The sequence below is a fragment of the Clostridia bacterium genome, assembly GCA_024653205.1.
Lineage (GTDB): Bacteria > Bacillota > DSM-521 > Neomoorellales > SLTJ01 > JANLFO01.
The window spans coordinates 34,314-58,677 of the sequence record JANLFO010000003.1 but is presented as its reverse complement, the minus strand read 5'-3'; the positions used below and the strand labels follow the sequence as shown (position 1 = coordinate 58,677).

At 64.0% G+C, this 24,364-nt stretch carries 22 protein-coding genes; 2 read left to right on the top strand and 20 right to left on the bottom strand.

Annotation, left to right across the window (positions count from 1 at the left end):
* Positions 1–19: 19 nt before the first annotated feature.
* Entirely contained in the window at positions 20–1,099 is a 1,080-nt protein-coding gene (locus tag NUV99_02300) for an ATP-dependent 6-phosphofructokinase (protein MCR4418963.1), read from the bottom strand.
* Positions 1,100–1,261: 162 nt separating this feature from the next.
* On the opposite strand from NUV99_02300, the gene NUV99_02295 reads away from it, so the two are divergent.
* Both NUV99_02295 and NUV99_02290 read left to right on the top strand, forming a co-directional pair.
* A complete protein-coding gene (locus NUV99_02295; GenBank protein MCR4418962.1) occupies positions 1,262–2,713 on the top strand; it encodes an RsmB/NOP family class I SAM-dependent RNA methyltransferase in 1,452 nt (483 codons plus the stop codon).
* Between the two features lie 33 nt (positions 2,714–2,746).
* Positions 2,747–3,526 carry a YkgJ family cysteine cluster protein gene (locus tag NUV99_02290; protein ID MCR4418961.1) on the top strand — a complete coding sequence of 260 codons (780 nt, stop codon included), beginning with the start codon at positions 2,747–2,749 and terminating at the stop codon, positions 3,524–3,526.
* A 195-nt stretch (positions 3,527–3,721) separates the two neighbouring features.
* Here the strand turns inward: NUV99_02290 and NUV99_02285 are convergent, their stop codons facing one another.
* The 19 genes from NUV99_02285 to truB all read right to left on the bottom strand — a co-directional run bounded on the left by NUV99_02285 (position 3,722) and on the right by truB (position 24,364).
* On the bottom strand, positions 3,722–4,912 hold the full coding sequence (locus NUV99_02285; protein MCR4418960.1) for a hypothetical protein: 1,191 nt from the start codon (positions 4,910–4,912) through the stop codon (positions 3,722–3,724).
* A gap of 29 nt (positions 4,913–4,941) precedes the next feature.
* Complete coding sequence (locus tag NUV99_02280; GenBank protein ID MCR4418959.1) at positions 4,942–5,688, bottom strand: rRNA pseudouridine synthase; 747 nt, start codon at positions 5,686–5,688, stop codon at positions 4,942–4,944.
* 19 nt (positions 5,689–5,707) lie between these two features.
* Complete coding sequence (locus NUV99_02275; GenBank protein ID MCR4418958.1) at positions 5,708–9,358, bottom strand: glycosidase; 3,651 nt, start codon at positions 9,356–9,358, stop codon at positions 5,708–5,710.
* Positions 9,359–9,381: 23 nt separating this feature from the next.
* Positions 9,382–11,046 carry a ribonuclease J gene (locus tag NUV99_02270; GenBank protein ID MCR4418957.1) on the bottom strand — a complete coding sequence of 555 codons (1,665 nt, stop codon included), beginning with the start codon at positions 11,044–11,046 and terminating at the stop codon, positions 9,382–9,384.
* Positions 11,047–11,182: 136 nt separating this feature from the next.
* Positions 11,183–12,073 (bottom strand): 4-hydroxy-tetrahydrodipicolinate synthase, encoded by an 891-nt coding sequence (gene dapA / locus NUV99_02265; protein MCR4418956.1) that lies wholly within the window; start codon positions 12,071–12,073, stop codon positions 11,183–11,185.
* A gap of 29 nt (positions 12,074–12,102) precedes the next feature.
* Positions 12,103–13,110, bottom strand: a complete 1,008-nt coding sequence (locus NUV99_02260) for an aspartate-semialdehyde dehydrogenase (protein MCR4418955.1) — start codon at positions 13,108–13,110, stop codon at positions 12,103–12,105.
* A gap of 471 nt (positions 13,111–13,581) precedes the next feature.
* Positions 13,582–14,184 (bottom strand): dipicolinate synthase subunit B, encoded by a 603-nt coding sequence (locus NUV99_02255; protein MCR4418954.1) that lies wholly within the window; start codon positions 14,182–14,184, stop codon positions 13,582–13,584.
* Positions 14,165–15,109 (bottom strand): dipicolinate synthase subunit DpsA, encoded by a 945-nt coding sequence (gene dpsA / locus NUV99_02250; GenBank protein ID MCR4418953.1) that lies wholly within the window; start codon positions 15,107–15,109, stop codon positions 14,165–14,167. The genes NUV99_02255 and dpsA overlap by 20 nt, the downstream gene beginning before the upstream one ends.
* A gap of 118 nt (positions 15,110–15,227) precedes the next feature.
* Complete coding sequence (gene dapB, locus NUV99_02245) at positions 15,228–16,025, bottom strand: 4-hydroxy-tetrahydrodipicolinate reductase (protein MCR4418952.1); 798 nt, start codon at positions 16,023–16,025, stop codon at positions 15,228–15,230.
* Positions 16,026–16,201: 176 nt separating this feature from the next.
* A complete protein-coding gene (locus NUV99_02240) occupies positions 16,202–16,468 on the bottom strand; it encodes a YlmC/YmxH family sporulation protein (GenBank protein ID MCR4418951.1) in 267 nt (88 codons plus the stop codon).
* 22 nt (positions 16,469–16,490) lie between these two features.
* On the bottom strand, positions 16,491–16,814 hold the full coding sequence (locus tag NUV99_02235; protein ID MCR4418950.1) for a hypothetical protein: 324 nt from the start codon (positions 16,812–16,814) through the stop codon (positions 16,491–16,493).
* Positions 16,815–16,909: 95 nt separating this feature from the next.
* Positions 16,910–17,281 (bottom strand): dUTPase, encoded by a 372-nt coding sequence (locus tag NUV99_02230; protein MCR4418949.1) that lies wholly within the window; start codon positions 17,279–17,281, stop codon positions 16,910–16,912.
* Between the two features lie 18 nt (positions 17,282–17,299).
* Positions 17,300–18,565, bottom strand: coding sequence for an insulinase family protein (locus tag NUV99_02225; protein ID MCR4418948.1), 1,266 nt, complete (start codon positions 18,563–18,565; stop codon positions 17,300–17,302).
* 153 nt (positions 18,566–18,718) lie between these two features.
* Positions 18,719–19,567, bottom strand: a complete 849-nt coding sequence (locus NUV99_02220; protein ID MCR4418947.1) for a 3-hydroxybutyryl-CoA dehydrogenase — start codon at positions 19,565–19,567, stop codon at positions 18,719–18,721.
* 49 nt (positions 19,568–19,616) lie between these two features.
* Positions 19,617–21,827: a polyribonucleotide nucleotidyltransferase gene (gene pnp, locus NUV99_02215; protein ID MCR4418946.1), complete on the bottom strand. Its 2,211-nt coding sequence runs from the start codon at positions 21,825–21,827 to the stop codon at positions 19,617–19,619.
* Between the two features lie 52 nt (positions 21,828–21,879).
* Complete coding sequence (gene rpsO, locus NUV99_02210) at positions 21,880–22,149, bottom strand: 30S ribosomal protein S15 (GenBank protein MCR4418945.1); 270 nt, start codon at positions 22,147–22,149, stop codon at positions 21,880–21,882.
* Positions 22,150–22,214: 65 nt separating this feature from the next.
* Positions 22,215–22,442 (bottom strand): hypothetical protein, encoded by a 228-nt coding sequence (locus NUV99_02205; GenBank protein ID MCR4418944.1) that lies wholly within the window; start codon positions 22,440–22,442, stop codon positions 22,215–22,217.
* Positions 22,443–22,506: 64 nt separating this feature from the next.
* Positions 22,507–23,442: a bifunctional riboflavin kinase/FAD synthetase gene (locus tag NUV99_02200; protein MCR4418943.1), complete on the bottom strand. Its 936-nt coding sequence runs from the start codon at positions 23,440–23,442 to the stop codon at positions 22,507–22,509.
* A 1-nt stretch (position 23,443) separates the two neighbouring features.
* Complete coding sequence (gene truB / locus NUV99_02195) at positions 23,444–24,364, bottom strand: tRNA pseudouridine(55) synthase TruB (protein ID MCR4418942.1); 921 nt, start codon at positions 24,362–24,364, stop codon at positions 23,444–23,446.

The following is a 24,364-nucleotide window of genomic DNA, read 5'->3' as shown; positions in this document are numbered from 1 at the left end:
TCGCTCGCCTCCCTGCGGCTCAGTCGCCGAAGCTTATGCCTATGGCCCGGGCGGCCTGTACCAGCTGGCCTTCCGGCGGCACCTTGCGGGTGCCGCGAACCGCCTCCTCCAGGGGTACGTACCCCACTTCCAGCCCCTGGAGCCGGACCATCACGTTGTACACGCCCTGCATGGCCAGTTGCGCGGCCAGGACGCCGAAGCGGGTGGCCAGCACCCGGTCGAAAGGAGTAGGGGAGCCGCCGCGCTGGATGTGCCCCAGCACCGTTACCCGGGTTTCGATGCCGGTGTGCTCTTCGATCATCCTGCCCACCACCTCGCCGATACCGCCCAGCCGGGCTTTCTCCACGCTGCCCTCCACCCACTGCCGCACCACGTGGGTGCCTTCCGGAGTCTTGGCCCCCTCGGCCACCACCACGATGCTGAAGGGCTTCCCCTGGGCCTTGCGTTCCAGAATCTTTTCCGCCACCTTCTCGATGCGCCAGGGGATTTCCGGGATGAGGATCACGTCGGCTCCTCCGGCCACGCCGCTCTGCAGGGCGATCCAGCCCGCGTAGCGGCCCATCAGCTCCAGCACCATGACCCGGTGGTGGGATTCGGCGGTAGTGTGCAGGCGGTCCAGGGCCTCGGTGGCCACGGTCACGGCGGTGTCGAAGCCGAAGGTCTGGTCCGTGGCCAGGAGATCGTTGTCTATGGTCTTGGGCACGCCCACTATGCGCGCTCCCTTGGCCGCCAGCTCGGAGGCCGCGGCCAGGGTGCCGTCGCCGCCGATGGTTATGAGAGCCTGTATTCCCAGGCGCTCCAGGTTGAGGAGGGCCCGGTCGGACAGATCCCGGTAGACGATCCGCTCGTTTTCCCGGACCGGGTAGTGAAAGGGGTTATCGCGGTTGTTGGCGCCCAGGATGGTTCCGCCCCGGTGCAGGAGCCCGCTGATGGCGCTCTGGTCCAGTATGACGTAGCGTTCCTCTACCAGGCCGCTGTAGCCCTGCAGGAAGCCGGTCACTTCCCAGCCCTGTCTGAAGGCGGTCTTGGCTGCCGCCCGGATTACGGCGTTGAGACCGGGACTGTCTCCGCCGCCGGTGAGTATACCCAGTTTCGGCACCGTTCTCACCCCGTCCGCACGGATTTACCGGCAGTTTGGCTTATTATAACATACGGAAGGGGGAGACGGGCCCTCTTGAAATCGGCCCGCCTTTACCTCTGCCGGGGCTCCCGGCCACCCGGCCGGGAAGGGCTGCCGCCGAAAGCGGAGAAACCAGTAAGGGTGGAGAAAGGACGGCGAAGAGAGCGCATGGCCGGTTCGTCGCAGTTACCCCGTAGCTTTGCCGCCCGCATGGCCGGCTGGCTCGGACCGGAGTTTCCGGCCTTTGAGGCCGCTTTGACCGCCTACCGGGCCGGACTGCGGGTCAATACCTTAAAGGTAACCCCGGAAGAATTCCGGAGCCGCTCGCCTTTTGCCCTGGCCTCCGTGCCCTGGTGCCCGGAGGGCTTCGTCTTTACCGATAGCGGGGCCAGGCCGGGCGCGCACCCCTTCTACTACGCCGGGCTTTATTACCCCCAGGATCTGGCCACCATGGCCGCGGCCCTGCTGCTCGATCCGCGGCCCGGAGAGTGGGTGCTGGACCTGTGCGCCGCGCCCGGGGGCAAGGCCTCCCACCTGGCGGCGCGCATGGGGAATACCGGGTGCCTGGTGGCCAACGAGATACAACCCCGGCGGGCCTCGGTCCTGGCCTGGAATCTGGAGCGGATGGGGGTAACCAACGCCCTCATCACCAACGAGTCCCCGCAGCGGCTGGCGGCGCGCTGGGCCGGTTGGTTCGACCGGGTGCTGATCGACGCCCCCTGCTCGGGCGAAGCCCTCCTGGTGCGGAATCCCGGGGCGGCCCGCTACTGGAGCCCGGAAACCGTTATCCGGTGCGCGCGCCGGGAACTGGCCGTGCTTGAGGAGGGGGCCAGGCTGGTCCGGCCGGGTGGCCGGCTGCTTTACGCCACCTGCTCCTTTTCTCCGGAAGAGAACGAGGGGGTGGTGCATCGCTTCCTCAGGCACCACCGGGAGTTCGAGCTGGTGGAGCCTCCGCCGGCGCTCCGGTTCGATCGGGGGCACCCGGAATGGCTGCCGGACGGCGCCGGAGAGCTGGAGCGGGCGGTGCGGCTGTGGCCGCAGCGGGGAGAGGGGCACGGCCACTTTTACGCCCTCCTCCGTCGGCGCGAAGGGCCCGCTCCCAGGCGGAAGCCCGCGCCGCTGCCGCCGCTGTCCCCGGAGGCCCGCGACCGGTATCTCGAGTTCTGCCGGGAGTACCTTCGGGAACTGCCGGTGCCGGAGGAAGAAGTCGTAGAGCAGGGGAACGAGCTCTTCCGACCCCCGCTGTCACCCAAGGCGTGGGAGGGGCTGCGGGTCTTGCGGCCGGGCTGGTGGCTGGGAAGGGTGCGCAAGGGAAGGTTCGAGCCCAACCACGCCCTGGCCGTGGCTCTGGACCCCGGCCGGGCGCGGCAGGTGCACGATTTTGCCCCCGAGGACCGGGCGCTGCGCTCCTACCTGCGGGGCGAGGCGCTGGAAGCCCGGACGCCGCCGGGATGGGTGCTGGTCACGGTGGGCGGCTTCTCGCTGGGATGGGCGCGCGGAGAGGAGGGCAGGCTCAGGAGCCTGTACCCGTACCACCTCCGGGCCACCATGCGGGAGCTGTGGGCCTCCGAGCGGGCCCGCGGTGGGCCGTGAGGTGCGGGCTTCCGGAGATAAGAGTGAGGGCCGATGGTAAGAGTAGAGTTGGTGCCTTTTGGCGGCGAATGCGGCTACGACCTGCTGGTACTCGATTCCCGGGCCACCGTGGGCGACTACCTGCGGGCCATGGAGCTTCTGAGCGCCGAACCGCGTCTGGCCCGGCGCCGGAACCCTGGCGGAGCCTGCTACGGGTGCCCGCGCTGCTGCGCGGAGCGCATCCCGCTCACCAGTATTGATGCCCTCCGGCTGGGTGAGCGGTCGGCCGGCGGCGGGAAGGCGGCGGGGACGGGGCCGGAAGCGGGCCGGGGCAGGGGAGGGCTTTCGGAAGGCCGTTTCCGGCCCGAGAAGGCGGGCGAACCGGCGGCAGGGGAGACGGCCGGGCGCGCGCTGAAGGCGGTGAGGGCCTACGGCTGGGTAGGGGTCTGGGGCCGCGCGGTTGACATAACACTAAGGCGCGGGGAAGAAGGGGAGTGCGTGCTGCTGGACCGGCAGGCCGGCCTGTGCCGACGGTACGATTTGCGGCCGCTGGTGTGCAGAACCTACCTGTGCAGCCCGGTGACCCGCCGGGCGCGGCGCCTGAGAGAAACGCTGGTTAATCTCGGCCAGGACGAACTGGTGCGCCTCCTGCTGGAGTGCGCGGGCCCAGAAGGCTTTCCCATAAATGAAGCCGACGCTCCGGACCTCCGGCCGGAAGACTGGACTGATAAGAATGCCTTCAGCGGCAAGACGGACTACGGTCAGGTATTGCTGCGCGAAGTGCTGCCGGCGCGCCTGTGGCAGGAAGTCTACCGGCCTTCTGCTGGGTCTTAGTCCTGCCAACGGTGCCTGCGGCCCCGAGGGGCGCCGCAAGCCGGTGCTACCGCCCTTATCCAGCGGCGGTTGTTCCTACCTAGGTTAACATAATATTTCTTATCGGAAGTTATATGCCGGGAAAGTCACCCGTAGCGGGACCTCCGAGATTATCTTCCCTCGCCTGCTCGCCTGCGTCAGCCCGTAAAACCGGCTTTATCTCCGCGGAGACTCGTCCCTGGGGGCCTCCTGACCGTTCTTCGGTGCGTTCCCATGGGGCTCTTTCTCCACGACCCGCCCTCTGGGAAAGGCCTTCCTGAGAGGGTGCGGCGCGGCGACGAGTCGTGCCACTCGTGGCCAGGCCTCCCTCAGGGGCCGGTACCCCAGGGCCAGGGCGCCCAAGAAGAGCAGCCCGGCATACCCTACTGCGGGAAGGATCGTTCCCACCAGCACGGAAAAGCCGAACTGGGCCAGGATGAAGGCCGCGGCGCCGGCGGCGGAAACCGCCAGCCGGAAGCGGGCTCCTTCGGTGCCAAGCCGGGAGGCAAAGCCGAAAAGGCTGCTTACCGCCGTGGTATAGATCTCGGCGAGCAGTATCAGGCCGTAGCTCCAGGCCACGAGCGGACCCAGCCTGGCGGCCACGGCCAGCATGGGTAGCTCCGAGGCCGCGCCTGCCCTTCCCTGGGCCATGAGGGCCAGAAAAATGGAGGTGGCCGCCAGGCCTAGGGCGGTACCTCCGCCCAGCGCGCCCAACCAGAGATCCTTCCGGCGTGCCCGAGGGCCTATAGGCGCCAGCACCGCCACGGCCAACAGCAGGTTATAGGAGGCGTACAGGACCGAGGATAGGGGCCAGGACGGCACGGGCGCCTCTTGCGGCAGCGACCAGAAGAACCCGCCGGATGTTCCCGGCCAGGCACTGATGACCGTATAAGCCCCCAGCCCCAGGGCGCCCAGCAATAACGCGGGGGCGATGATACTTATGGCGGCAATGACCCCGCCCAGCCCGGCGAGAACCGTGGCCGCGGCGGCCACCACCATGGCCGCACTGCCCAGGGCGAAGGGGAGTCCGAAGTGCTGACGGAAAAAGGCTCCGGCACCGGCGGCCATGATCAGCAGGGCGCCGAAAAGGAAAAAGGTGACCACCCCGTCCAGTGCCCGGCCGAGCCACGGGCCTCCGGCCTCCATGATCACGGCCCGGTAGGACCGCGCCTCCAGGCGGTGTCCGCCTTCCATGATCAGGTAGCCGAAGAGGATGAAGAGGACGGTGGTCAGGAGCAGCCCGGCCAGCCCCCAGGCGCCGAAGTACCCGAAGAACTGCAGGATCTCCTGGCCGGAGGCGAAAGCCGCACCCACCACCGTGCCTACGTAAGTGGCCACGATGGTCCGGGGAGACAACCTGGGATCCATAGACTTATTATGATTTCGCAGGAGAAGCTCTAGGTAGGTAATTCTTTCCCCTGCCCGCGGGCCAGCGCCTTCAGGCGACCAATCTCCTCGGCGGTCAGCCGTCGGTACCGACCCGGGGCCAGTCCCTTAAGGGTAAGAAAACCCAGGCGCGTGCGGGTCAAAGACAGGACCGGATGCCCTACGGCCCGGCACATGCGCTTGATCTGCCGCTTGCGCCCCTCGTGAACCGTGATTTCCAGCCAGGTATCGCTTCCCCTCCGCCCTACCTGCCGGACCCGCGCGGGTGAGGTCCGACCGTCCTCAAGTCTTACTCCCTGCCGTAGCTGCTCCAGTGCGCCGGGCCCGGGCCGGCCCTTCACCAGTACGCGGTAGGTCTTCTCCACTTCGTGCCGGGGATGGGTAAGCAGGAAGGCCAGCTCTCCGTCATTGGTGAGAAGCAGCAGGCCTTCGGCGTCCAGGTCAAGCCTGCCCACGGGATAGAGCCGGTAGGGTTGCGGCCCCACCAGGTCCAGCACCGTGGGCCGGCCGAAAGGGTCGGTAACCGTGGAGAGGTAGCCCGCAGGCTTGTACAACAACAAGGCGACGCGCTCGGGGGCAGGCCGAAGACGCCTTCCGTCTACCTCCAGCACGTCGCCCTCCCCCACTCCTCGGGCGGGATCGGTGACCGTTACCCCGTTTACCCGCACGCGGCCCGCCCGGATCAACTCCTCGGCCCGACGCCGCGAGGCTACCCCCAGGTCGGCCAAGGCCTTGGCCAACCGCCTGTGCGCGCCCAATCCGAAAAGCACTCCTTACCTACCTGCGTGAGCGTGCGCCGTTAAGCCGGTTGGTCTTGAGCTCCCGTCTGACCTCCGCCGGTATGAGATCCCCTACCCTGGCGGTGGCCACTCCTATTACCGTATCTGCAGCCCCGTAGTAGACCAGGATTTCGTCTTCATCGCCTAGTATCTCCCGGTTTTCCCGGGGCACCGCCCCGCAGGTAAACACTACGTTGGGAACCCAGCTCACCCCGGGTTGACCGATTTCGAACTCGGTGTCCGGCGCGAGCACCGGATTGGGAGAGCGGTAGAGCACCTTGCCCGGGTCGTCCGCGGCCACCAGTATGACTCCCAACCGATATACCCGGGAGTAGTCCACCCCGTGGTAGATGAGAAGCCACCCGTAGCGGGTCCGGAGAGGCTGCGAGCCGGCGCCGATCTTGAGCGCGTCCCACATCATGCCCGAACGCGGCCCTATGACGATGTGGTGCTGGTTCTGCGGCCAGGGGCAGGTCAGTTCCTCGGCATAGGTAAGCCATATGCTGGGCATGATCCGGTGGTAGAGGGCGTAGCGGCCCTTGAACCGGACCGGGAAGAGCACGGCATCCTTGTTCCAGTAGCCGGGAAAGACCATGCCGTGCCGCCGCCAGGCCTCCCACCTGCGGGCCAGAAAGTCCTCGCAGCTTATGGAGGCCAGGGCGATCTGGGCGGTGGTGCCGTCGTAGGCGGTGTAGAGCATATATATGCGATCGTCCAGCACCACCAATCGTGGGTCCTCGCAGCCGCGGCTTTCTGCTTCTCCCACGGGAACGAATACCGGTTCCGGCAGCCGCTCCTCAATCTCCAATCCGTTCTTGCTGATGGCCAGGCCGATGCGCGACACATCGTCGTTGCCTAGCGCCCGATAGAACAGGTATACCTTGTCCTGGAGGCGCAGGGCACCGGTATTCAGCACGTACTTGGATTCCCACCAGTGCTCGGGCACCGGGGCCAGTATGGGATTGCCCGGGTAACGCACGAGCGGCTCTGCCGCCGGTTGTCTGGCCGGCAAATGCTGGACCAGCAGCAACTCCTTTTGAATCGGAGTGCCCCAGAGTTCCTCCGTCAATTCCTCTGCTTCCCTGCCCTCGCCCATGAGCTCGGCTATGAGGGCCTCGATCCCTGCCGCGTCCCCTCCCAGCGCACCGTACACCGCCTCCAGGAGTTGGCGGGTAAACCAGTCGCGCTCTACGTGCAGGGAAAGCGGGGTGGGAACGCCCCTGCCTCCCTTGAAGCTGTAGCTGGCCCAGGTCCAGGCCGAGCAAGGAATGAAGCGACCGTCGGGCATGGTCTGAGCCAAATGGTAGGAGAAAACCATGTCCTCGAGGAAGCGCGCCAGTTGCGCCAGCCCGGGTCTGGCCTCTTCTCCGGCGCGACGGCCGAGATCGACCGCCATTTGGCCAAAACGCTGTGCCAGAACCCGTTGGTGGCCGTTCTCGAAGAAGTTGTGGGCCGAGAGCGGGCTCCTACCCCAGTGCCCGGTAAGCGAGTTGATAACGCGCCTGGCGAAGTCCTTCCGTTCGTGGGCGTACTCCTGCCAGATGGCGCTGAACCGTTCCGCCTCAACTATGTGCTTGCCGATCAGGGTAAAGTACCGGAGGTAAGGGAATTCTCCCCCCCTGCCCTTGCGGAGGTTACTGACCACCACCGTACCGGTGAGGCGGCTGAGGGCACTGGCCTCCTTCATTTCCGCAAGCGAGGGGAAGTCCTCGTGACTGACCACCAGGGGCTTCAGTCGCGCGGTGATAAAGTGCTCCGGCCCGGCGTTGTTCTTCAGCCAATCCCAAATTCGGTGCATGTACTCTCGCTCTTCCGACCAGCTCGCCAGAGCCAGGGCCTCCTCGGGCGACCACTGGGAGAACAGCTCCACCACTTCTTCATAGCCCAGGAGGGTCAGGAGATTAACCGGCGGATGGCTCCAAAGCAGCTGGCTGATCACCTCCGGGTTCAGGGCAAAAACCGGCCCGTGTGGCAGGTTATCGAAAATCGCTTCCACCACCTGACGGGTTCCCTCTACCGTGTGCAGGTCGCCGCGCAGGAGTTCCCGTGCCAAGATGTCCTCCCCCCGTTTCAGAAAATCCCGGATCCCCTGAGCTATGCTGACGGAATCCGCCGAGGGAGGTAGATTCAGGCGTTCATGTACGAAAGTATCGAACCGGCGGCGGTAGCGGGCCAGCAGGTCCTCGTAGATCGGTGCCAGCTCCACCCTTTCCCCCGAGGCGGCAGCCACTTCCTGGGGCAGCACCAGGGGTACCCCGGGGATGAATTCGTGGTAGGTAATCTTGGGGAGTACGGGTCGCCTGCCCTCCTCCTTCTTCCAGCCATCCAGGAAGGAAGATCTTTCCCGGAGAAACTCCTGGACCTGGTCCTCGATCAGACGTTCCGCCTCCAGGGAAATCAGGTGCTCGGCCTGTTCGGGCAGCAGGCGGTCGAAGTAGTCCCTGGTGGTGCCGAGTTCGTTCAGCCAGCCGGCCACCCGGCCCTGGTAAAGATAGACCAGGGCGTTGAGCAGGTCTCCCCGGGCTATGTCCTGCCGGAACTTGAAGGCCAGGAGGAAGGAATACACGGTTCGGGCCCAGAGCCGCGCGGAGAACCGGAAACGTTCCGGAGGAGCTTCTGCCAGCTCTGCCAGCTCCTCAAAAGCTTCCTCCGGCAGGACCCTGGGCAGCAAGGTGCTGTAGAAGAGGTTAAAGCCCTGGCGGAAGCGCGACACCACATCCGCCGGGTGCAGTTCCGGTCCGGAAGGGCTCGGGACGGTCAAGGCGCCGTATTGGTCCGCGTACTGTACCGGCCCGGAGTAGATGCCGGCCAGCCGTTCCCGCTGGGCAATGTAGCTTTCAAAGAGGGTCTTGGCCACCTGACGGAAGACCAGTTCCCGCTTGCCGGCGGAGTAATGGCGGGGCTTGGAGCCGAGCCTGGCCTCGCAGATCTTGGCCTCCTCGCATATGGCGGTGGTAACGAGCCACGGGTCTACCCCGTATCCGCCCACGTCTCCGTGCCAGATTCTCGGATTTTCTAAAAACTGTCTGAGGAGGCGGCGGTGAATGCCCATAACCCCGCTTAGAGGATCACGAATCTTGTAATTGTAGAGAGATGCCAACAAAGGATATACCAAATGCCGGGTCACCGTGGCCTCGCAGTAGTGACGGTTGAACTGGCCCAGCACCAGGTCAAATCCGCCCTCGCGTATCGGCTGCAGGAGGGCGGGCAGCCACTGCCCGTGTAGCCCCTTCTCGCCGTTGGCCTCGATCAGGTCGGCCTCCAGTAGGGCCAGGTCCGCTCCCAGCCGGTGGGACAATTCCATAATGGCTCTTATAGCCCAGCCGCGCCCGTTGAGGGCCTCATCCGGCAGGAGAAAGGCCAGCTTCTGCAACCGTCCGTCAGGCGAGCGCTCCCGCACGCTTTCCAGCGCGGCTACCCCGGCTGGAGAACCCACGCATACGAGCGCCACCCTGCCTTCCGGGTAGTAGGTCCTCACCCCTTCTGCCGCTTCCTGGATCACCCGGTCCAGAGTATCGGCCTCGTTGTAAAAGGGGATTCCTATGACCAGATCGACCTCGCCGAGGTCGGCGAGCGCCGGCTGTTGGGCGGCCAACACCTCCCGGAATTTTTCTTCCGTCTCCCGAAAAAGCGCCTCGCTCCTTAGCATCCCTACCCCCGCCAATCGGCACTCTAGACTTCCATAATGATCGGGAGTATCATGGGCCGACGCCCGGTCCGTTCGTAGAGGAAGCGACCCAGAGACTCCCTAACGCTGCCCTTGATGGCTCCCCAGTTGCTGGCCTGTCTTTCCAGACACTCGCAAAGGACGGCATTCACCTTCTCCTTGGCTTCTTCCAGCAAGGCTTCTGCCTCCCGCACGTAGACGAACCCGCGGGACACGATGTCCGGACCGGCCACTACCGCGTGCGCCTCCCGGTCCAGGGTTACCACCACAATGAGGATGCCGTCTTGCGCCAGCTGTTTCCGGTCCCGCAGCACGATGTTCCCCACGTCGCCCACGCCCAGCCCGTCTACCAACACCCGGCCGGCCGGTACCGTGCCGGAAACCACTCCCTTTTCTTTGGTAAACTCCAGCACCTGCCCGTTCTCGCACACGAAGATGTTCTGGCGAGGTATCCCTACCTGTTCTGCCAGGCGGGCGTGCTTGACCAGCATGCGGTATTCGCCGTGCACGGGTACGAAGAATCGTGGCCGTACCAGGTTCAGCATGAGTTTGAGTTCCTCCTGACTGGCGTGGCCCGACACGTGAATCCCGGATATGGCCTCGTGGATTACATCCGCCCCCTGCCGGAACAGTTGATCGATCACCCGGCCTACCATCTTCTCGTTGCCCGGGATGGGATTGGAGGAGATGAGCACCGTATCGCCGGGCACAATGCCCAGCTGGCGGTGATCGGCAGCCGCCATGCGGCTCAGGGCGGACATGGGCTCACCCTGACTGCCGGTGGTCAGGATAACCACCTGTTGGAGGGGCAGACGGTTGACCTCCTCCAGGTCGACCAGGGTTCCCGGGGGAATGTGCAGGTAGCCCAGTTCGGTGGCGATGGAAACCACGTTCACCATGCTGCGTCCCGCCACCGCCACCCGGCGGTTGAACTTGCCCGCCAGGTTGATTACCTGCTGGATGCGGGGGATGTTGGAGGCGAAACTGGCCACGATAATTCTCTCTTTAGCCTGGCCGAAGGCCTCGGCAAAGGCCTCGCCGACCGTGCGTTCGGAAAGGGTGTGTCCCGGACGCTCCACATTGGTGCTGTCCGACAGCAGCACCAGTACGCCCTTCTCCCCCAGCTCGGCGAACTTGTAGAAGTCCGTAACCTCGCCGTCTACCGGCGTGGGATCGAACTTGAAATCACCGGTGTGCACTATTGTTCCCACCGGGGTATGCACCGCCACCGCCACGGCGTCGGCTATGCTGTGGCTCACCCGGATCAGCTCTATCCGGAACGGTCCCACCTTGGCCACTTCCCGGGGTTTGAGGCAGCACAGGCGGGTAGCCCGAGCCTCCTGTTCGCGCAGTTTGGCCTCAACCAATCCCAACGTGAGTTTGGTGCCGTATATGGGCACGTCCAGTTCGCGGAGGAGATAAGGCAGGGCTCCGATGTGGTCCTCATGGCCGTGGGTGAGGACTATTCCCCGCAGCTGGCCCCTATTCTCCAGCAGATAAGTCATGTCCGGGATGACCACGTCGATCCCGAACATATCGTCCTCCGGGAAAATGAGACCGCAGTCGATTACCAACAGGTGACCGCCGTAGCGGATGGCCAGCATGTTCTTGCCGATCTCACCCAGGCCGCCCAAAGGAATAATGGTCAGCTTGGCATCCGAATTGGGCATCCATACACCTCCCGAACCACCCCGCCCGCGAACAGTAAAGCACCGGCACTCCTCGTGCCGGCGGCCAGCGTCTCTCCGGGCCTATTATAAACCGTTTTTCTGCCCTGCTCAAGCCGCAAGCTCGTTATTCGGCAATTTAGCGCCCTAAAGATATTCCCGTTTCCTCCAGCGCCTTCTTGAGACGTTCCTCCTCGCCCGGGGCTAAACCCACCAAAGGGAGGCGCGGCCTGCCGGAAGGAAGGCCCAGCCAGGAAAGTGCGGTCTTTACCGGTACCGGGTTGGGAGCCAGGAAGAGAGCCTTGAAAAGGGGGAAGAAGCGCAAATGCAGACTCTGTGCTTCTTCCATGCGGGCGGAGGCCGCTGCCTCCACCATGGCCTTCAGCTCGCGGCCGATCAGGTGGGAAGCCACACTCACCACCCCGTAGGCCCCGAGGGCCATCATGGGCAGGGTGAGGGAATCGTCGCCGCTGTATACTTTGAAGGCGGGGGGCACCAGGCGCCTGATCTCGCTCACCTGGTCCAGGTTCCCGCTGGCTTCCTTTATGGCCACGATGTTGGATATCTCGGCCAGACGGGCCACGGTTTCGGGCAGCAAATTGGCCCCGGTCCGGCCGGGAACGTTATAGAGCATTACCGGCAGGTCGGTGGCGCGGGCGCAGGCGGAGAAGTGCTGGTACATCCCCTCTTGGCTGGGCTTGTTGTAATAAGGGACCACCAGCATGATCCCGTCCGCTCCGGCGGCCGTAGCCTGGACGGTCGCCTCAATACTGGCCGCCGTGTGGTTGGAGCCGGTACCGGCAATCACCGCCGCCCGGCTGCCCACCGCCTCCTTGACCGCCTTCAGGAGGGTGAGCTTCTCCTCCCTCGAGAGCGTGGGCGATTCTCCGGTGGTGCCGGCCACCACCAACCCGTCGCTGCCGTTGTCCACCAGCCAGCGGGCGAGAACTTGGGCACCCTCCACGTCCAGCGCCCCGTCCAAAGTGAAAGGGGTGATCATGGCCGTAACTACACGGCCGAAATCACGCAAGGATCCCACCTCCGAGTTTGTCCCCGGGCTCAGAGAAGCCCGTACCGGAGTAAGAGCTCGGCAATCTGTACCGCATTGGTGGCGGCGCCTTTGCGCAGGTTGTCGGCCACGATCCAGAGGTTAAGACCGCATTCTACACTGAAATCCTCGCGTACGCGTCCTACGAAAACCTCGTCCCGGCCGGCAGCTCTTATGGGAAGAGGATAGAGATTCCGGGCCGGGTCATCCTCCACCACCACGCCGGGTGCTGCCGCAAGCAGGCGGCGCGCCTCCTCGGCGGTAAGTTTCTTTTCCGTTTCCACATTGACCGCTTCCGAGTGTCCTACGAAAACCGGTACCCGCACCGTGGTGGCGGTAATCCTCATCTCCGGAGCGGCCATGATCTTTTGGGTTTCGAGGATCATCTTCATTTCTTCCTTACAGTATCCGTTTTCCAGGAACACGTCAATATGGGGGAAGAGATTGAAGGCTATGGGCCAGGGAAATACCTCCGGCTGAACCGTTTGGCCGGAAAGAACGGCCGGTACCTGGGAACGCAGTTCCTCCATGGCCTCTGCTCCCGCTCCGGAGACCGCCTGATAGGTGGATACGACTACCCGCCTGATGCGGGCGGCGTCGTGAAGGGGCTTGAGGGCCACCACCATCTGGATGGTGGAGCAATTGGGATTGGCTATGATGCCTTGGTGATCCTTTACCGCCTCCGGATTGACCTCCGGCACCACCAGGGGCACATCGGGCTCCAGGCGGAAGGTACTGCTGTTGTCGATGACTACGGCCCCGCAGGAGACTGCCGGCCGGGCGAACTCCTTGCTGGCCGCTCCGCCTGCGAAGAGGGCCAGGTCCACGCCCCGAAAAGAGGTTGGCGTAGTCTCCTCTACCGTGACCTCTTCACCGGCAAACATTACCTTCTTGCCCGCCGAGCGGCTGGTGGCCAGGACCCGCACCTGTGACACCGGAAAGGACCTTTCTTCCAGCACCTGGAGCATGGCCTGCCCCACGGCTCCCGTACCCACTACCGCAACCCTTAGGCCGGCCAAGATCCCAGCACCTCCTGCCATGCGTATTTGTCCCCATTTTAGCGCATTCTCGCCCGATGCGGTAGCACTTTTTTGCCCTGAGCCATCCCCAATTTGTCCCGGGGCAGTGCTGTCCCCTCGTGCCGGTCGCTCAGGCGGCCGAACGGCTTTGCCTTCGCGCTTTCGGCTGGCTCCCCGCGTAAGAACCGTCCGGAGCGCCGGCCGGGCCCGGTCATTCATGAGCCTGGCGTGTGCCTCGCGCTCGGCTCTCGCCCGGTTCGGCAGCCCGGACGCTTTAGGCACTCGGGCAAAACCAGCACTGCCCTCAAGAGAGTGAGTATCCGCCGACTTTCCCGGGATACCGGGTCGCCCTACCGGCATGCCGGCCGCCCTCGTTCGGCCGCCGGCCAGGAGCGAACGGGGCTTTGCCCCGTTCGGTGTCCGGCGGTTCAGGGGGGCGGGAGAACCGGGAGGCCGGATTGCCCGGACTCCTTACCGGGCGGAGACGGCACCGGAACCCACCAAGAGGGGCTGGATCTGCCTGCCTTCCAGTGCCGCCAGGGTGGTGTCGAGCAACAGTTCCATCTTGGCTACGACCGAGGCCCATTTGTTGTACGGGTCGTCCTGGCCGAAGGGGACCAGGTAGACGTTTTTCATGTTCAGCACCAAGCCCAGGTTCTTAGCGTTGGCACTCAGCGCGTCGTTGGTGGAGATGGCCAGCACTACCGGCCGCTGGTTGCGCAACTGGGCTTTGGCGGCCATAAGCACCGCGTTATCGGTGATTCCGTTGGCCAGTTTGGCCAGCGTGTTGCCGGTACAGGGCGCGATTATCAGTACGTCGAGCAGTTTCTGCGGCCCGATGGGCTCGGCCTCGGCAATGCTGGTAATGGGCCGTCGCCCGGTAATGGCCGTGACCTCCTCCGCCCACTGGGCGGCCCGGCCGTAACGAGTATCGGTAGTCTCCACCGCCGGGGAGAGTATGGGACAGACTTCGGCGCCTTCGGCCACCAACCGCCTCAGCTCGGGTAGAACCCTGTTCAGAGTGCAATGCGAGCCGGTAAGGGCAAATCCGACCCTAACCCCCTGCAGACGCACGCGTAGCACCCCCCCATTGATCCTCGGGCAGAGGATCCAGACCCAGGTGCTGCCGGATTAGTCGGGGGATGACCCGGGCCAGTATGTCACCTGCGGTTCGGGGAGCGACCTTACCGGGAAGCCCCGGGGCCAGCCTGGCCTTGATACCCAGTCTAGAGGCGGTCTCAAAGTCCGTACCGCCGGGCGGTGAGGCCAAATCGATGATCAGGCTTTGCGAGGACACTCGGGCCAATAGACGCGCATTCAGGACCGGTGCGGGCACGGTATTGAAGATCACGTCGGTATCGGCCACTTCGTCGGCCAGGAAGGCCATCGGTACCGGGCGGCACCCGATGGCGAAGGCCCGCGCCAGCGCCGCCGGACTGCGATCGGCCGCGGCCACCCTGGCTCCCAGCCCCAGAAGGTCGCCGGCGAGGGTCTGGCCCACGCGTCCGAACCCCAGGACCAGGGCCCGGCACCCGTGAATGGTGATGGGCAACTCCTGCATGGCCAGCTGGATGGCGCCCTCTGCCGTTGGGATGGAATTTAAGATTGCCACCTCGTCTTCTCGGGCCGTTTCTACCAGCTTCCAGCCGTAGCGGAGCGCCCATTGTTGGAAGAAAGGTCGGGCCTGCCCGATGATCACTACGGTTCCGGGGGAAATGCGAGAGGCTGTTTCCTCGTTCAGCAGAAGCGGGGAAGGGCTGTAGACCGCGTGCACCGCCCCGCGTTCGTCGGTCCCCGGGGTGGGAAAAATGACGACATGGGCCCCTTGTACCGCGGCCTGAAGGTCGGCCATGGCCACTGCCCCCCGGAAGGAAAGACCGGGGAATCCCACTACCCTCACCGATGCGCCGTGGTCGACCAGGGCGGGAATGAGGATGAGTTCACGATCGTCCCCCCCCACCACCGAGACGGTGAGGTTCGCCAGCAGTCTGGATTGCACGGCCTTGACCTCCTTTCCCCTGCTGCTGGCTATTATATGGCGAAGCGGGGCGGGGCGTGCGTGCCCGCCGCCCGCCGGGGAAAGGTAACCCGGCATCCCCGGTAGTTGCCGTGAACGCCTACAGGTTCAGGATATTCTCCAGCCCGTATACCAGACCCCTTAGCCGTCCGACCTCTTTGATGGCCAGCAATACGCCGGGAATAAAGGATTCCCGGCTCAGACTATCGTGCTGGATGCTGAGCGTCTGTCCGTTGCCGCCAAAGACCACCTTTTGGTGGGCCACGAAGCCCGGCAGACGCAGGCTGTGGATGCGGACGCCCTCGTAGTTGCCGCCCCGGCACCCGGCCAGGCGTTCCTGTTCCTGCACCTTGGCTCCGGGAGCCTCGCCCCGGGCCGACAGAATCAGCTCGGCAGTCTTGAGCGCAGTTCCGGATGGCGCATCCAGTTTCTGGTCATGGTGCATCTCGATGATCTCCACCTGAGGAAAGTAGCGGGCGGCGGTTTGGGCAAAGTGCATCATCAACACGGCTCCCAGGGCGAAGTTGGGCGCCAGCAGGATTCCGACTCCCTGCTCTTCGGCCAGGGCATGCAATTCATCAATCTCCCGGGTAGACATGCCGGTGGTACCGATTACCAGGTTCAGGCCGAACCGAACCGCCAACCGCGCGTTGCCCATGCAGGCCTGGGAGTTCGTAAAATCCACCACTACGGAGGCCTGGCCGGTTTCCAGACAGCGCCTGAGGTCCTCCGTAACCCGCAGCCCGACCGGTCTCTCGCCTATCAGATCGCCTATGTCCGCACCGACGGACCGGACGTCTACCGCGCCTGCCAGTTCCAGCTCCGGGTCGTGCAGGACGCCCCGGCAGACCTCTCTGCCCATCCTTCCCCCGGCTCCGGTTACTACCACTCTGATCAACACCCGTCCCTCCTTTCCCGGCCCCGGCGGGGCTAGAGCTTGTCTACAGGTTAGACATATTTGCACACGGATATACTTTTTACCTGCCGATGGTCGGGCGGAAGAGTCGAATGGGCCGGAGCGGCCCGGAAGGAGCATGAGGGTGGGATTTGTTCCGGCGTAATGCCGGGTGGGGTCTAGAAAGGATAGTGTCGGCGGAGGTGGGCCTGACCCAGGTCCACGATGATCAATTCGGTGCCGATCTTCTTTACCGCCGTCCAGGGGATGACTACCGGCTGGCGGTCGGGCCACAGCCCCATAAGCCCTCCCCGGCCGGGCACCACTATGGCCTCTATGGCGCCGGTCTCTCCGTCGAGCAGCAGGTCGGCTTCACCGACTACCCCCAGGCGGGTGCCGTCGTGCACGTTTACGATTTCCTTGCCTATGAACTCGCTGAGCTTCATGGCGCTCCGGATCGCGCTCTCCCTAGCCCTGGCGCGGCTGCAGGCGCTCCAGGAAGGGTTGAACGGCGGCCAGTACTATGGATACAAAGGCCAGGGGCTCCACGGTGATCCCGAACCACCGTACCTCGGAGGGAACGGAGAGTCTGAGAAACGAAACCCCCATGACCAGAACCAGGTAGATTCCCCCAGCCACGCCCAGCAACTGCGTCAGCGCCCGGGAAAGCAGAGAAGGTATGGGATCGGTAGGCAGTTCCCTGGTCCGCCAGGCACGGTGCCGGAGGTTGAGCACCCGCATCCACACGGAACCGAGTATGAGGCAGGCGAGCAGACCGGCAAACCAGGTCAACACCCTCACCCCCTGAGTTATCCCCGCCTTCTGCCGGCAGACTGGGGATACATCACCCTCGCCTCCACCCCATACTTATGTGGGGGTCCCGGACCTTAGACCTGCTCTCGCCGGGGTGCAGCATAACCCTCCCTGTGGCTTAGACCCTGTTGGCGCCGGAGATTCTCTTCGTTCTTGGCCAGGTAGGCTTCGTAAAGCTCCTGCGGCCCGATTTCCAGCTTCAGGCACAGGCTGACCAGGAAGTGAAGTAGGTCTACGACCTCCTCCTTAATCGCCTCCCGGTTCAAAGGCCGGGGGTCCTTCCACCAGCGGAAGTTGAGCTCCTGAAGCAGCTCTCCCAGTTCGGCCAACAGGGCCAGGACCTCCTTCTCCAACCAGGTGGGCAGGTCAAAAGAAATGTCCCGTGCCCGAACCAGGAATTCGTCCAGGGCCCGCTGGCGGGCAAAGATTGCTTCCAGCTTATCCATTCGGCTGCCCCCTTTGCCCTACAGCCCCGCCTCGGCAAGCAGGCCTTCCAGATCGACCTCCCTGCCTAGAGGGCCGATGGCGGTTAGAGCGAATTTCTCCGGCACGAACAGGCGTTCGGCCACCTCCTGCACCTCTTCGCGGGTAACCTTATTGACGTTCTCCAATATCTCCTCGGTAGTTATGATCCGGCCGTAGCACAGCTCGCTCTTTCCCAGCCGGCTCATACGATAGCTCACGTTCTCCAGGTTGAGCAAGAGATTCCCCCGGATCTGCTCCTTGGCCCGGTGCAGCTCTTCCTCACTGATGGGCTCCCTCTTGAGCCGCCCCAATTCCTTCAAGACCAGGCCCACTACCTCCTTCACCGCGCCCGGACCGGTCCCGGCATACACGGCGAAAAGACCCCCGTCCATGTAGGCGCTGTGGTAGGAATACACGGAATAGGCCAGCCCCCTCTCTTCCCGGACCTCCTGAAAGAGCCGGGAGCTCAAGCCCCCGCCCGTCACGTTATTCAGGATCTGAAGGGCGTAAACGCGGGGATCGTCCTGGGCCAGCCCGGGGGTACCCAGACAGAGCTGGACCTGCTCCGTGTCCCGGGGCGTAAGCCGAACCGTGGCCTGGGACCGGGGCGGCTCGGTTGAGCGGTTCCGGCCCTGACCCTTTCGGGAGCCGAATACGGGGGCCAGGAGTTCTACGGTCTGGGAGGCCGATACCCCTCCGGCCACGGCCACCACCGTATTCTCGGGCGTGTAGAGGTCATGGTAGTAGGAAAGGATTCGTGACCGGTTAAGGCCGCCTACGGTGTCGTACGTGCCCAGCACGCTCCATCCCAGCGGGTGGTGGGGCCACAGGGCCTGGGCAAACAAGTCGTGCACGAGTTCGTCGGGCGAGTCGTCGTACAGGCGGATTTCCTCCAGTATAACCCGCTTCTCCCGTTCGATGTCTCTCTCCGCCATCAGGGAATTGAAGAACATGTCCGCCAGAACGTCCACCGCCATCGGAAGGTGTTCGGCCAGGACCTTGGCGTAAAAGCAGGTGTATTCCTTGGTGGTAAAGGCGTTGAGCACGCCGCCAACGGCGTCCAGCTCCTGGGCGATCTGTCTGGCGGAGCGGCGCGAAGTGCCTTTGAAGAGCAGGTGCTCGAGAAAATGCGAAACCCCGCGGATCGACAGATCCTCGTCTCGCGAGCCCGCCCTCACCCATATCCCGATGGCTGCAGAGCGGAAATACGGGATTTCCTCGACCACCAGGCGGGTGCCGTTTGGTAGTACTGTTTTCTGGTACATGTCGGTCGGAATGCGTCCTCCTCTGTTAATGTAACTGCAGGGGTCATGGTGACTACGGGTCCGTGGTGGCCCGGACACAACAAAGGGCGACTGGGGGAAACGACCCGTTGGCCGGACCCCCGCAGCCGCCACCTTGTCAGCCCGCCGGCTGTGCTAGTACTGGTAGAAGCCCCGTCCGGTCTTGCGACCCAACCAGCCCGCCTGCACGTATTGGCGCAGCAACGGGCAGGGTCGGTACTTGGGATCGCCGAAATTCTGGTACAGCACTTCCATGATGGCCAGCACCGTATCCAGCCCGATCAAGTCTGCCAGCGCCAGGGGACCCATGGGATGATTGGCCCCCAGTTTCATCACCGTATCGATGTCCTCCGGTGAACCCACGCCCTCGTACACGGCGTAGATGGCCTCGTTGAGCATGGGAATCAGCAGGCGGTTCACGGCAAAGCCGGGAGAATCCTTGATCAGTACGGGAGTCTTCCCTACCCGGCGGCAGGTTTCCATGGCCGTCTCCACTACTGCCGGGTTGGTGGCCAGGCCGGATATAACCTCCACCAGTTGCATGACCGGCACCGGGTTGAAGAAATGCATTCCCACCACCCGGGCCGGGTTCTTGGTGAAGGCTGCCAATTGGGTGATAGAAAGGGAAGAGGTGTTGCTCGCCAGGATGGCTTCGGAGGAAAGCACCGCATCCAGGTTCTGGAATACCCGCTTCTTGGTTTCCAGGTTCTCGATTACCGCCTCTATGGCCAGATCCGCGTCGGCCCCGGCCGCCAGGTCAAGGCTGGTGCGAATCCGGCCCATGACTGCAGCCTTCTCCTCGGCCGTGAGCTTCCCTTTGGCCACGTTGCGTTCCAGATTCTGGTCAATAATCCTCAGCCCGCGCTCCAGGAACTCATCGGCCACGTCGTTTACGACTACCTCCAGTCCGGCCTGAGCGGCTACCTGGGCGATTCCGGCGCCCATCTGTCCCGCGCCTACCACCAAGATCTTTTTTACCTCCATAGCCTTTATTCCTCCCCCCTTGAACCGGAAAACTAGAAAGGCGACCGGCTCACTGCGGCCGCCGCCTTTTCGGCCGTACCCGGCTATAGCCGCCGGGTTTATCCGGTTGCACCTCTGCCCTTACCGCCTCCCGGCGCGAGAGGCGCAATCGTCCTTGCGGATCAAAGCCAATGGCCTTAACCAGAATTTCTTCTCCCTGCTTCACCACGTCTTCCACCCGGCCTACCCGCCCTTCGGCCAGCTGCGAGATGTGCACCAGGCCTTCCTTACCCGGTAGGCCGAGCACGCCCGGGATGATCTCCACAAACGCCCCGAAATCGGTAGTCCGGGTCACGCGGCCGGTGTAGATCTGGCCGATTTCTACCTCTTTGGTTAAGGCTTCGATGATTTCCACCGTGCGCCGGCCGGCCTCGCCGTCCGCTGCGGCGATGAAGACCGTACCGTCGTCTTCGATGTCTATCTTAGCACCGGTTTCATCGATGATCTTCTTGATGATCTTCCCGCCCGGACCGATGATATCCCGGATCTTGTCCGGGTCGACCTTGATTCGGAGTATACGCGGAGCCAGGGGCGAGATTTCCGGCCGAGGTTTGTCTATGACCGCCAGCATTTTTTGCAGAATCTCCAGCCGGCCCCGGCGGGCCTGCTCCAGGGCGCGGGCCAGGAGCTCCGTCCCTATTCCCGGGACCTTGATGTCCATTTGCAGGGCGCAGATTCCCTTTTCCGTCCCTGCCACCTTAAAGTCCATGTCCCCCAGGGCGTCTTCCAGACCCTGGATGTCGGAGAGCACCACGGTGGCGTCCCCTTCCTTGACCAGGCCCATGGCTATACCTGCCACCGGCGCCTTGATGGGCACGCCGGCATCCATCAGGGCCAGTGTACTCCCGCAGACGCTGGCCATGGAGGTTGAACCGTTAGAGGACAGTACTTCGGAAACGAGACGAATGGTATAGGGAAACTCCTCTTCCCCGGGGAGTACCCTTTCGAGAGCCCTCTCTGCCAGGGCGCCGTGCCCGATCTCCCGGCGCGAGGGAGCGCGGATGGGACGGGCCTCGCCCGTGCTGTAGGGGGGCATGTTGTAATGATGCATGAAACGCTTAGATTCTTCCACTCCCAGGCCGTCCAGGATCTGCTCGTCGCTTACCGCTCCCAGTGTGGCCACGGTCAGCACCTGGGTTTCACCCCGCGTAAACAGGGCGGAACCGTGCGTCCTGGGCAGGACCCCGACCTCGCAGCTTATCGGTCTGATCTCCTCCCACCTGCGCCCGTCGGGACGCAGCCCTCGATTGACGATAATCTGCCTAACCAGATTCTTCGCCAGCTTATCCAGAAAAGCCTTTACCAGGCTGCCTAACTGCTCGTCCGGCTCTTGAGTGCCCGACAGCTCAAGGAATTTCTCCCACGCGGCCTGCTTGGCCTCTTCGAGGCGCTGCTCGCGCGCTTTCTTATCGGCCCGTTGGCTAAGACAGGATTCCAGCGCCGCGCGGAGAATGTCCTCGGCGGGGGGCGCCAGGTCTTCTTCCCATTCTGCAGGCAGTACCGGTTCGGTAACGCTCTGCTTCTCCTTGGCCAGACCTGAGTTTAGGGCCTCCTGCCGGAGATCCTCCAGGAAGTCGACGATCCTCTGTATTTCCCGATGCCCGAGGGCAATGGCCTCCAGGACTACTTCCTCGGGAACCTCCTCGGCTCCGGCCTCCACCATCATCACCGCTTCCCTGGTTCCGGCTACCACCAGGTGGAGGCGGCTCTTCTCCTGTTGCTGGAGGGTGGGATTGACCACCAGTTCGTCGTCTACCAGACCGACCAATACGCAGCCGATAGGCCCGCCAAAGGGGATCTCGCTCAGGGTCAAGGCGGCCGAAGCCCCGTTGACCGCCAGGACGTCGGGCGGGTTGTCCTGATCGACGGACAAAATGGTAGCCACCACGTGTACGTCGTTCCGATAGCCGGAGGGAAACAGCGGCCGGATCGGGCGGTCGATGAGACGCGCGGACAGGATGGCTTTCTCGCTGGGACGGCCTTCGCGCTTGATGAAGCCGCCGGGAATGCGGCCGACGGCATAATGCCTCTCCTCGTAGTCGACGGTAAGGGGGAAGAAGTCGATCCCTTCCCGCGGTTCGGCAGAGGCGGTAGCGGTTACCAGCACCACGGTATCGCCGTAGCTGGCGAGCACGCTGCCTCCGGCCTGACCGGCTACCCTGCCGGTTTCCACAATCAAGTCTCGCCCTGCCAAAGACAAAGTCTTCCGCAAAACCGACATCTACGCTATCGTTGACCTCCTTTTGCAACCATAAAAAAAGCGGGGTGGGCTTTCACCGCCGTAGCCCCAGCGCCTTCAACAGTTCTTGATACCTGTCGGCATCCTTCTCCTGCAGGTAGTTGAGCAAGCGCCTCCGGTGGCCGACCATCTTCAGCAGGCCCCGCCGCGAGTGAAAATCCTTGCGGTGGGTCCGCAGGTGCTCGGTCAGATGGTTTATGCGCTCGGTGAGCAGGGCTATCTGTACCTCAGGGGACCCGGTATCCTGTTCGTGCCGCCGATGGGCGCCGATTATCTCTCTCTTTCTGGCCGTTTCTAGCCCCAACGGTTTCACCTCCTGCCTAACCCAATCCTGCAATAATTATAGTGTAAGCCTGTACGCTTAGCAACTCAATTTTTTTGACCGATTATAGTTATTACCAGGCGGCCGGCAACCGTATCCTTGGCTACCAGGTCGAATACCCGGCCGCCGACGGAGATGAAACCCCGGAAGCGGGTAGCCGTCGGCAGACGCCCCGGCAGGCGCCGGGCCGCGTCCACCACGTCCTCCAAGGTGATTCCTTCTTGCCTCAATTCCATGAGCCGACGGCGGGCGTGTCGGCTGAGAATGACCCGCACCTGTCATCCCTTCCCGGCCCAGCCTTGCCTAACCCATATTACGTTTCCGGCCGGAAGGGCGTGCTTAGGGTTCCACGGACGCGGTCAGCAGGCGTCTGGCCTCGGCCACATCCCTGGCAATCTGGGCAGCCAGTTCCTGCGCGTGGGTGAACCGGCGCTCCGGGCGCAGCCGTCCTCTGAACTCGACCCTGAGTTCCCGACCGTAAAGCTCTTCCCCCCGGTAGTCCAGAAGAAAGACCTCCACCGTCCGGGGAAGGTCGCAACCGAAGGTGGGGCGGTGGCCTATGTTCAGTACCGCCGGCCAACGTTGGGGCCCGAGGTCGGCAAAGGCGGCGTACACGCCCTCCTGCGGGCACAGGACTTCCTCGGGAGGCTCGAGGTTGGCCGTGGGAAAACCCAGGTGGCGGCCCCGGCCTTCCCCGGGGGCCACCCGGCCGCGAAGGAACGGCCAGTAACCGAGGAGTCTCCGGGCGGTAAGGACGTCGCCCCGGCCGAGGGCGGCGCGCACCGCACTGCTGCTTACCACCAGCCCGTCCACCGTCACCGGCGGCTCAACCCAGACTTCGAATCCGGCCTTGTGGCCCAAAGCCCTCAAGGTTTCGGCCGTTCCCTTGGCGCGGTGGCCGAAGGTAAAGTTGAAGCCTACGAACACGGCGCGGGGCCGGAAATGCGGCACCAGAAGGCGCTCCACGAATTCTTCCGGGGATAGGGACATTAGCCGGGTAGAAAAAGGCCAATAGACCAACACCTGGACCCCCAGGCTCGCCAGCAGCGCTTCCCGGTCCGCCGGGGACAGCAACTGGGGCAGCGGCCTGCCCTTTAATACCTCCTGGGGGTGCGGAGAAAAGGTGAGCAGAACCGCCGGCAGGCCGTCCCGGTTGGCCCCGGCCACCGCCCGGCGGATAAGTCGGGCATGTCCCAGGTGGATGCCGTCGAAGCTACCCACGGTGACTATCGAATCGGACAGGAACGGGTAAGGCGGAGGGACGATGACTTTCACCTTATTTCTCCTCCCAACCCAGCACCTTGAGCATATTGATGCGGGATCCCTCTACCCTTCCCACGGCTACCAGCCGGCCGTCGGGGGCATAGAGCCGCACCGGCCGGCCTTCCTCCGCGACACCTTTCCCCGCCCATTCTACGGTCGTGACGGGAACGGGGTTGCCGTTGAGGACCGGTCTGAGAACCGCCGGCGGCACCCGGGCCTGGGGCAGCGATTGCAGGACGAAATCCGGAGGAAGAAGGAAAGTCCGATTTATGCCTTCTCGGCCTGCGTCGGCCAGTTCCTCGCGGGTAAGGCTGGCCTCCAACCGGAACGGGCCTACGCGGGTACGGATGAGAAAGGCCAGGCAGCCTCCGCAGCCCAGCCTCGTGCCTATGTCTGCGCAGAGGGTGCGTATATAGGTGCCCGAGGAGCAACTCACGTCCAGGAGAACCCCCCACCGCCCCTGTTCCCGCCGGAGGTCCAAGAGCCTGATACCGTAGATGTAAACCGGGTGCGGCCGGCGCTCTACTTCTATCCCCTCACGGGCCCACTCGTACAGGCGGCGCCCCCGGTGGTGCCGGGCGCTGAACATCGGGGGTAGCTGCCGATACTCACCCTCGAACTCTCGCAGCACTTCGCGGACCTGCCCGGGCGTTAGGTCGCCTACCGGACGGCGTTCCAGCACCGCCCCGCTCAGATCCTGGGTGGTGGTGGTCAGTCCGAGTATCATCTGGCAGCGGTAGGCCTTCGGCTCGTCCCGGGCAAACTCCAGCAGACGGGTGGCCTTACCCAGTCCCATGGGGAGCACCCCGGCGGCGTCGGGATCCAGAGTACCGGCGTGGCCCACCCGTCTCTGCCCGGTCAGCCGCCGGACCTCCGCTACCAGGTCATGGGAGGTCATGCCGGGAGGCTTGAGTACGCACAGGAAGCCGTCCAT

Coding starts and splice junctions, on each gene's coding strand:
- NUV99_02240 (MCR4418951.1), bottom strand. CDS start 16,468: ATGAAGCTCAGCGAGTTCATAGGCAAGGAAATCGTAAACGTGCACGAC.
- NUV99_02230 (MCR4418949.1), bottom strand. CDS start 17,281: ATGGATAAGCTGGAAGCAATCTTTGCCCGCCAGCGGGCCCTGGACGAA.
- NUV99_02270 (MCR4418957.1), bottom strand. CDS start 11,046: ATGCCCAATTCGGATGCCAAGCTGACCATTATTCCTTTGGGCGGCCTG.
- NUV99_02275 (MCR4418958.1), bottom strand. CDS start 9,358: ATGCTAAGGAGCGAGGCGCTTTTTCGGGAGACGGAAGAAAAATTCCGG.
- pnp (MCR4418946.1), bottom strand. CDS start 21,827: ATGTCGGTTTTGCGGAAGACTTTGTCTTTGGCAGGGCGAGACTTGATT.
- NUV99_02225 (MCR4418948.1), bottom strand. CDS start 18,565: ATGTACCAGAAAACAGTACTACCAAACGGCACCCGCCTGGTGGTCGAG.
- NUV99_02220 (MCR4418947.1), bottom strand. CDS start 19,567: ATGGAGGTAAAAAAGATCTTGGTGGTAGGCGCGGGACAGATGGGCGCC.
- NUV99_02290 (MCR4418961.1), top strand. CDS start 2,747: ATGGTAAGAGTAGAGTTGGTGCCTTTTGGCGGCGAATGCGGCTACGAC.
- truB (MCR4418942.1), bottom strand. CDS start 24,364: ATGGACGGCTTCCTGTGCGTACTCAAGCCTCCCGGCATGACCTCCCAT.
- NUV99_02285 (MCR4418960.1), bottom strand. CDS start 4,912: ATGGATCCCAGGTTGTCTCCCCGGACCATCGTGGCCACTTACGTAGGC.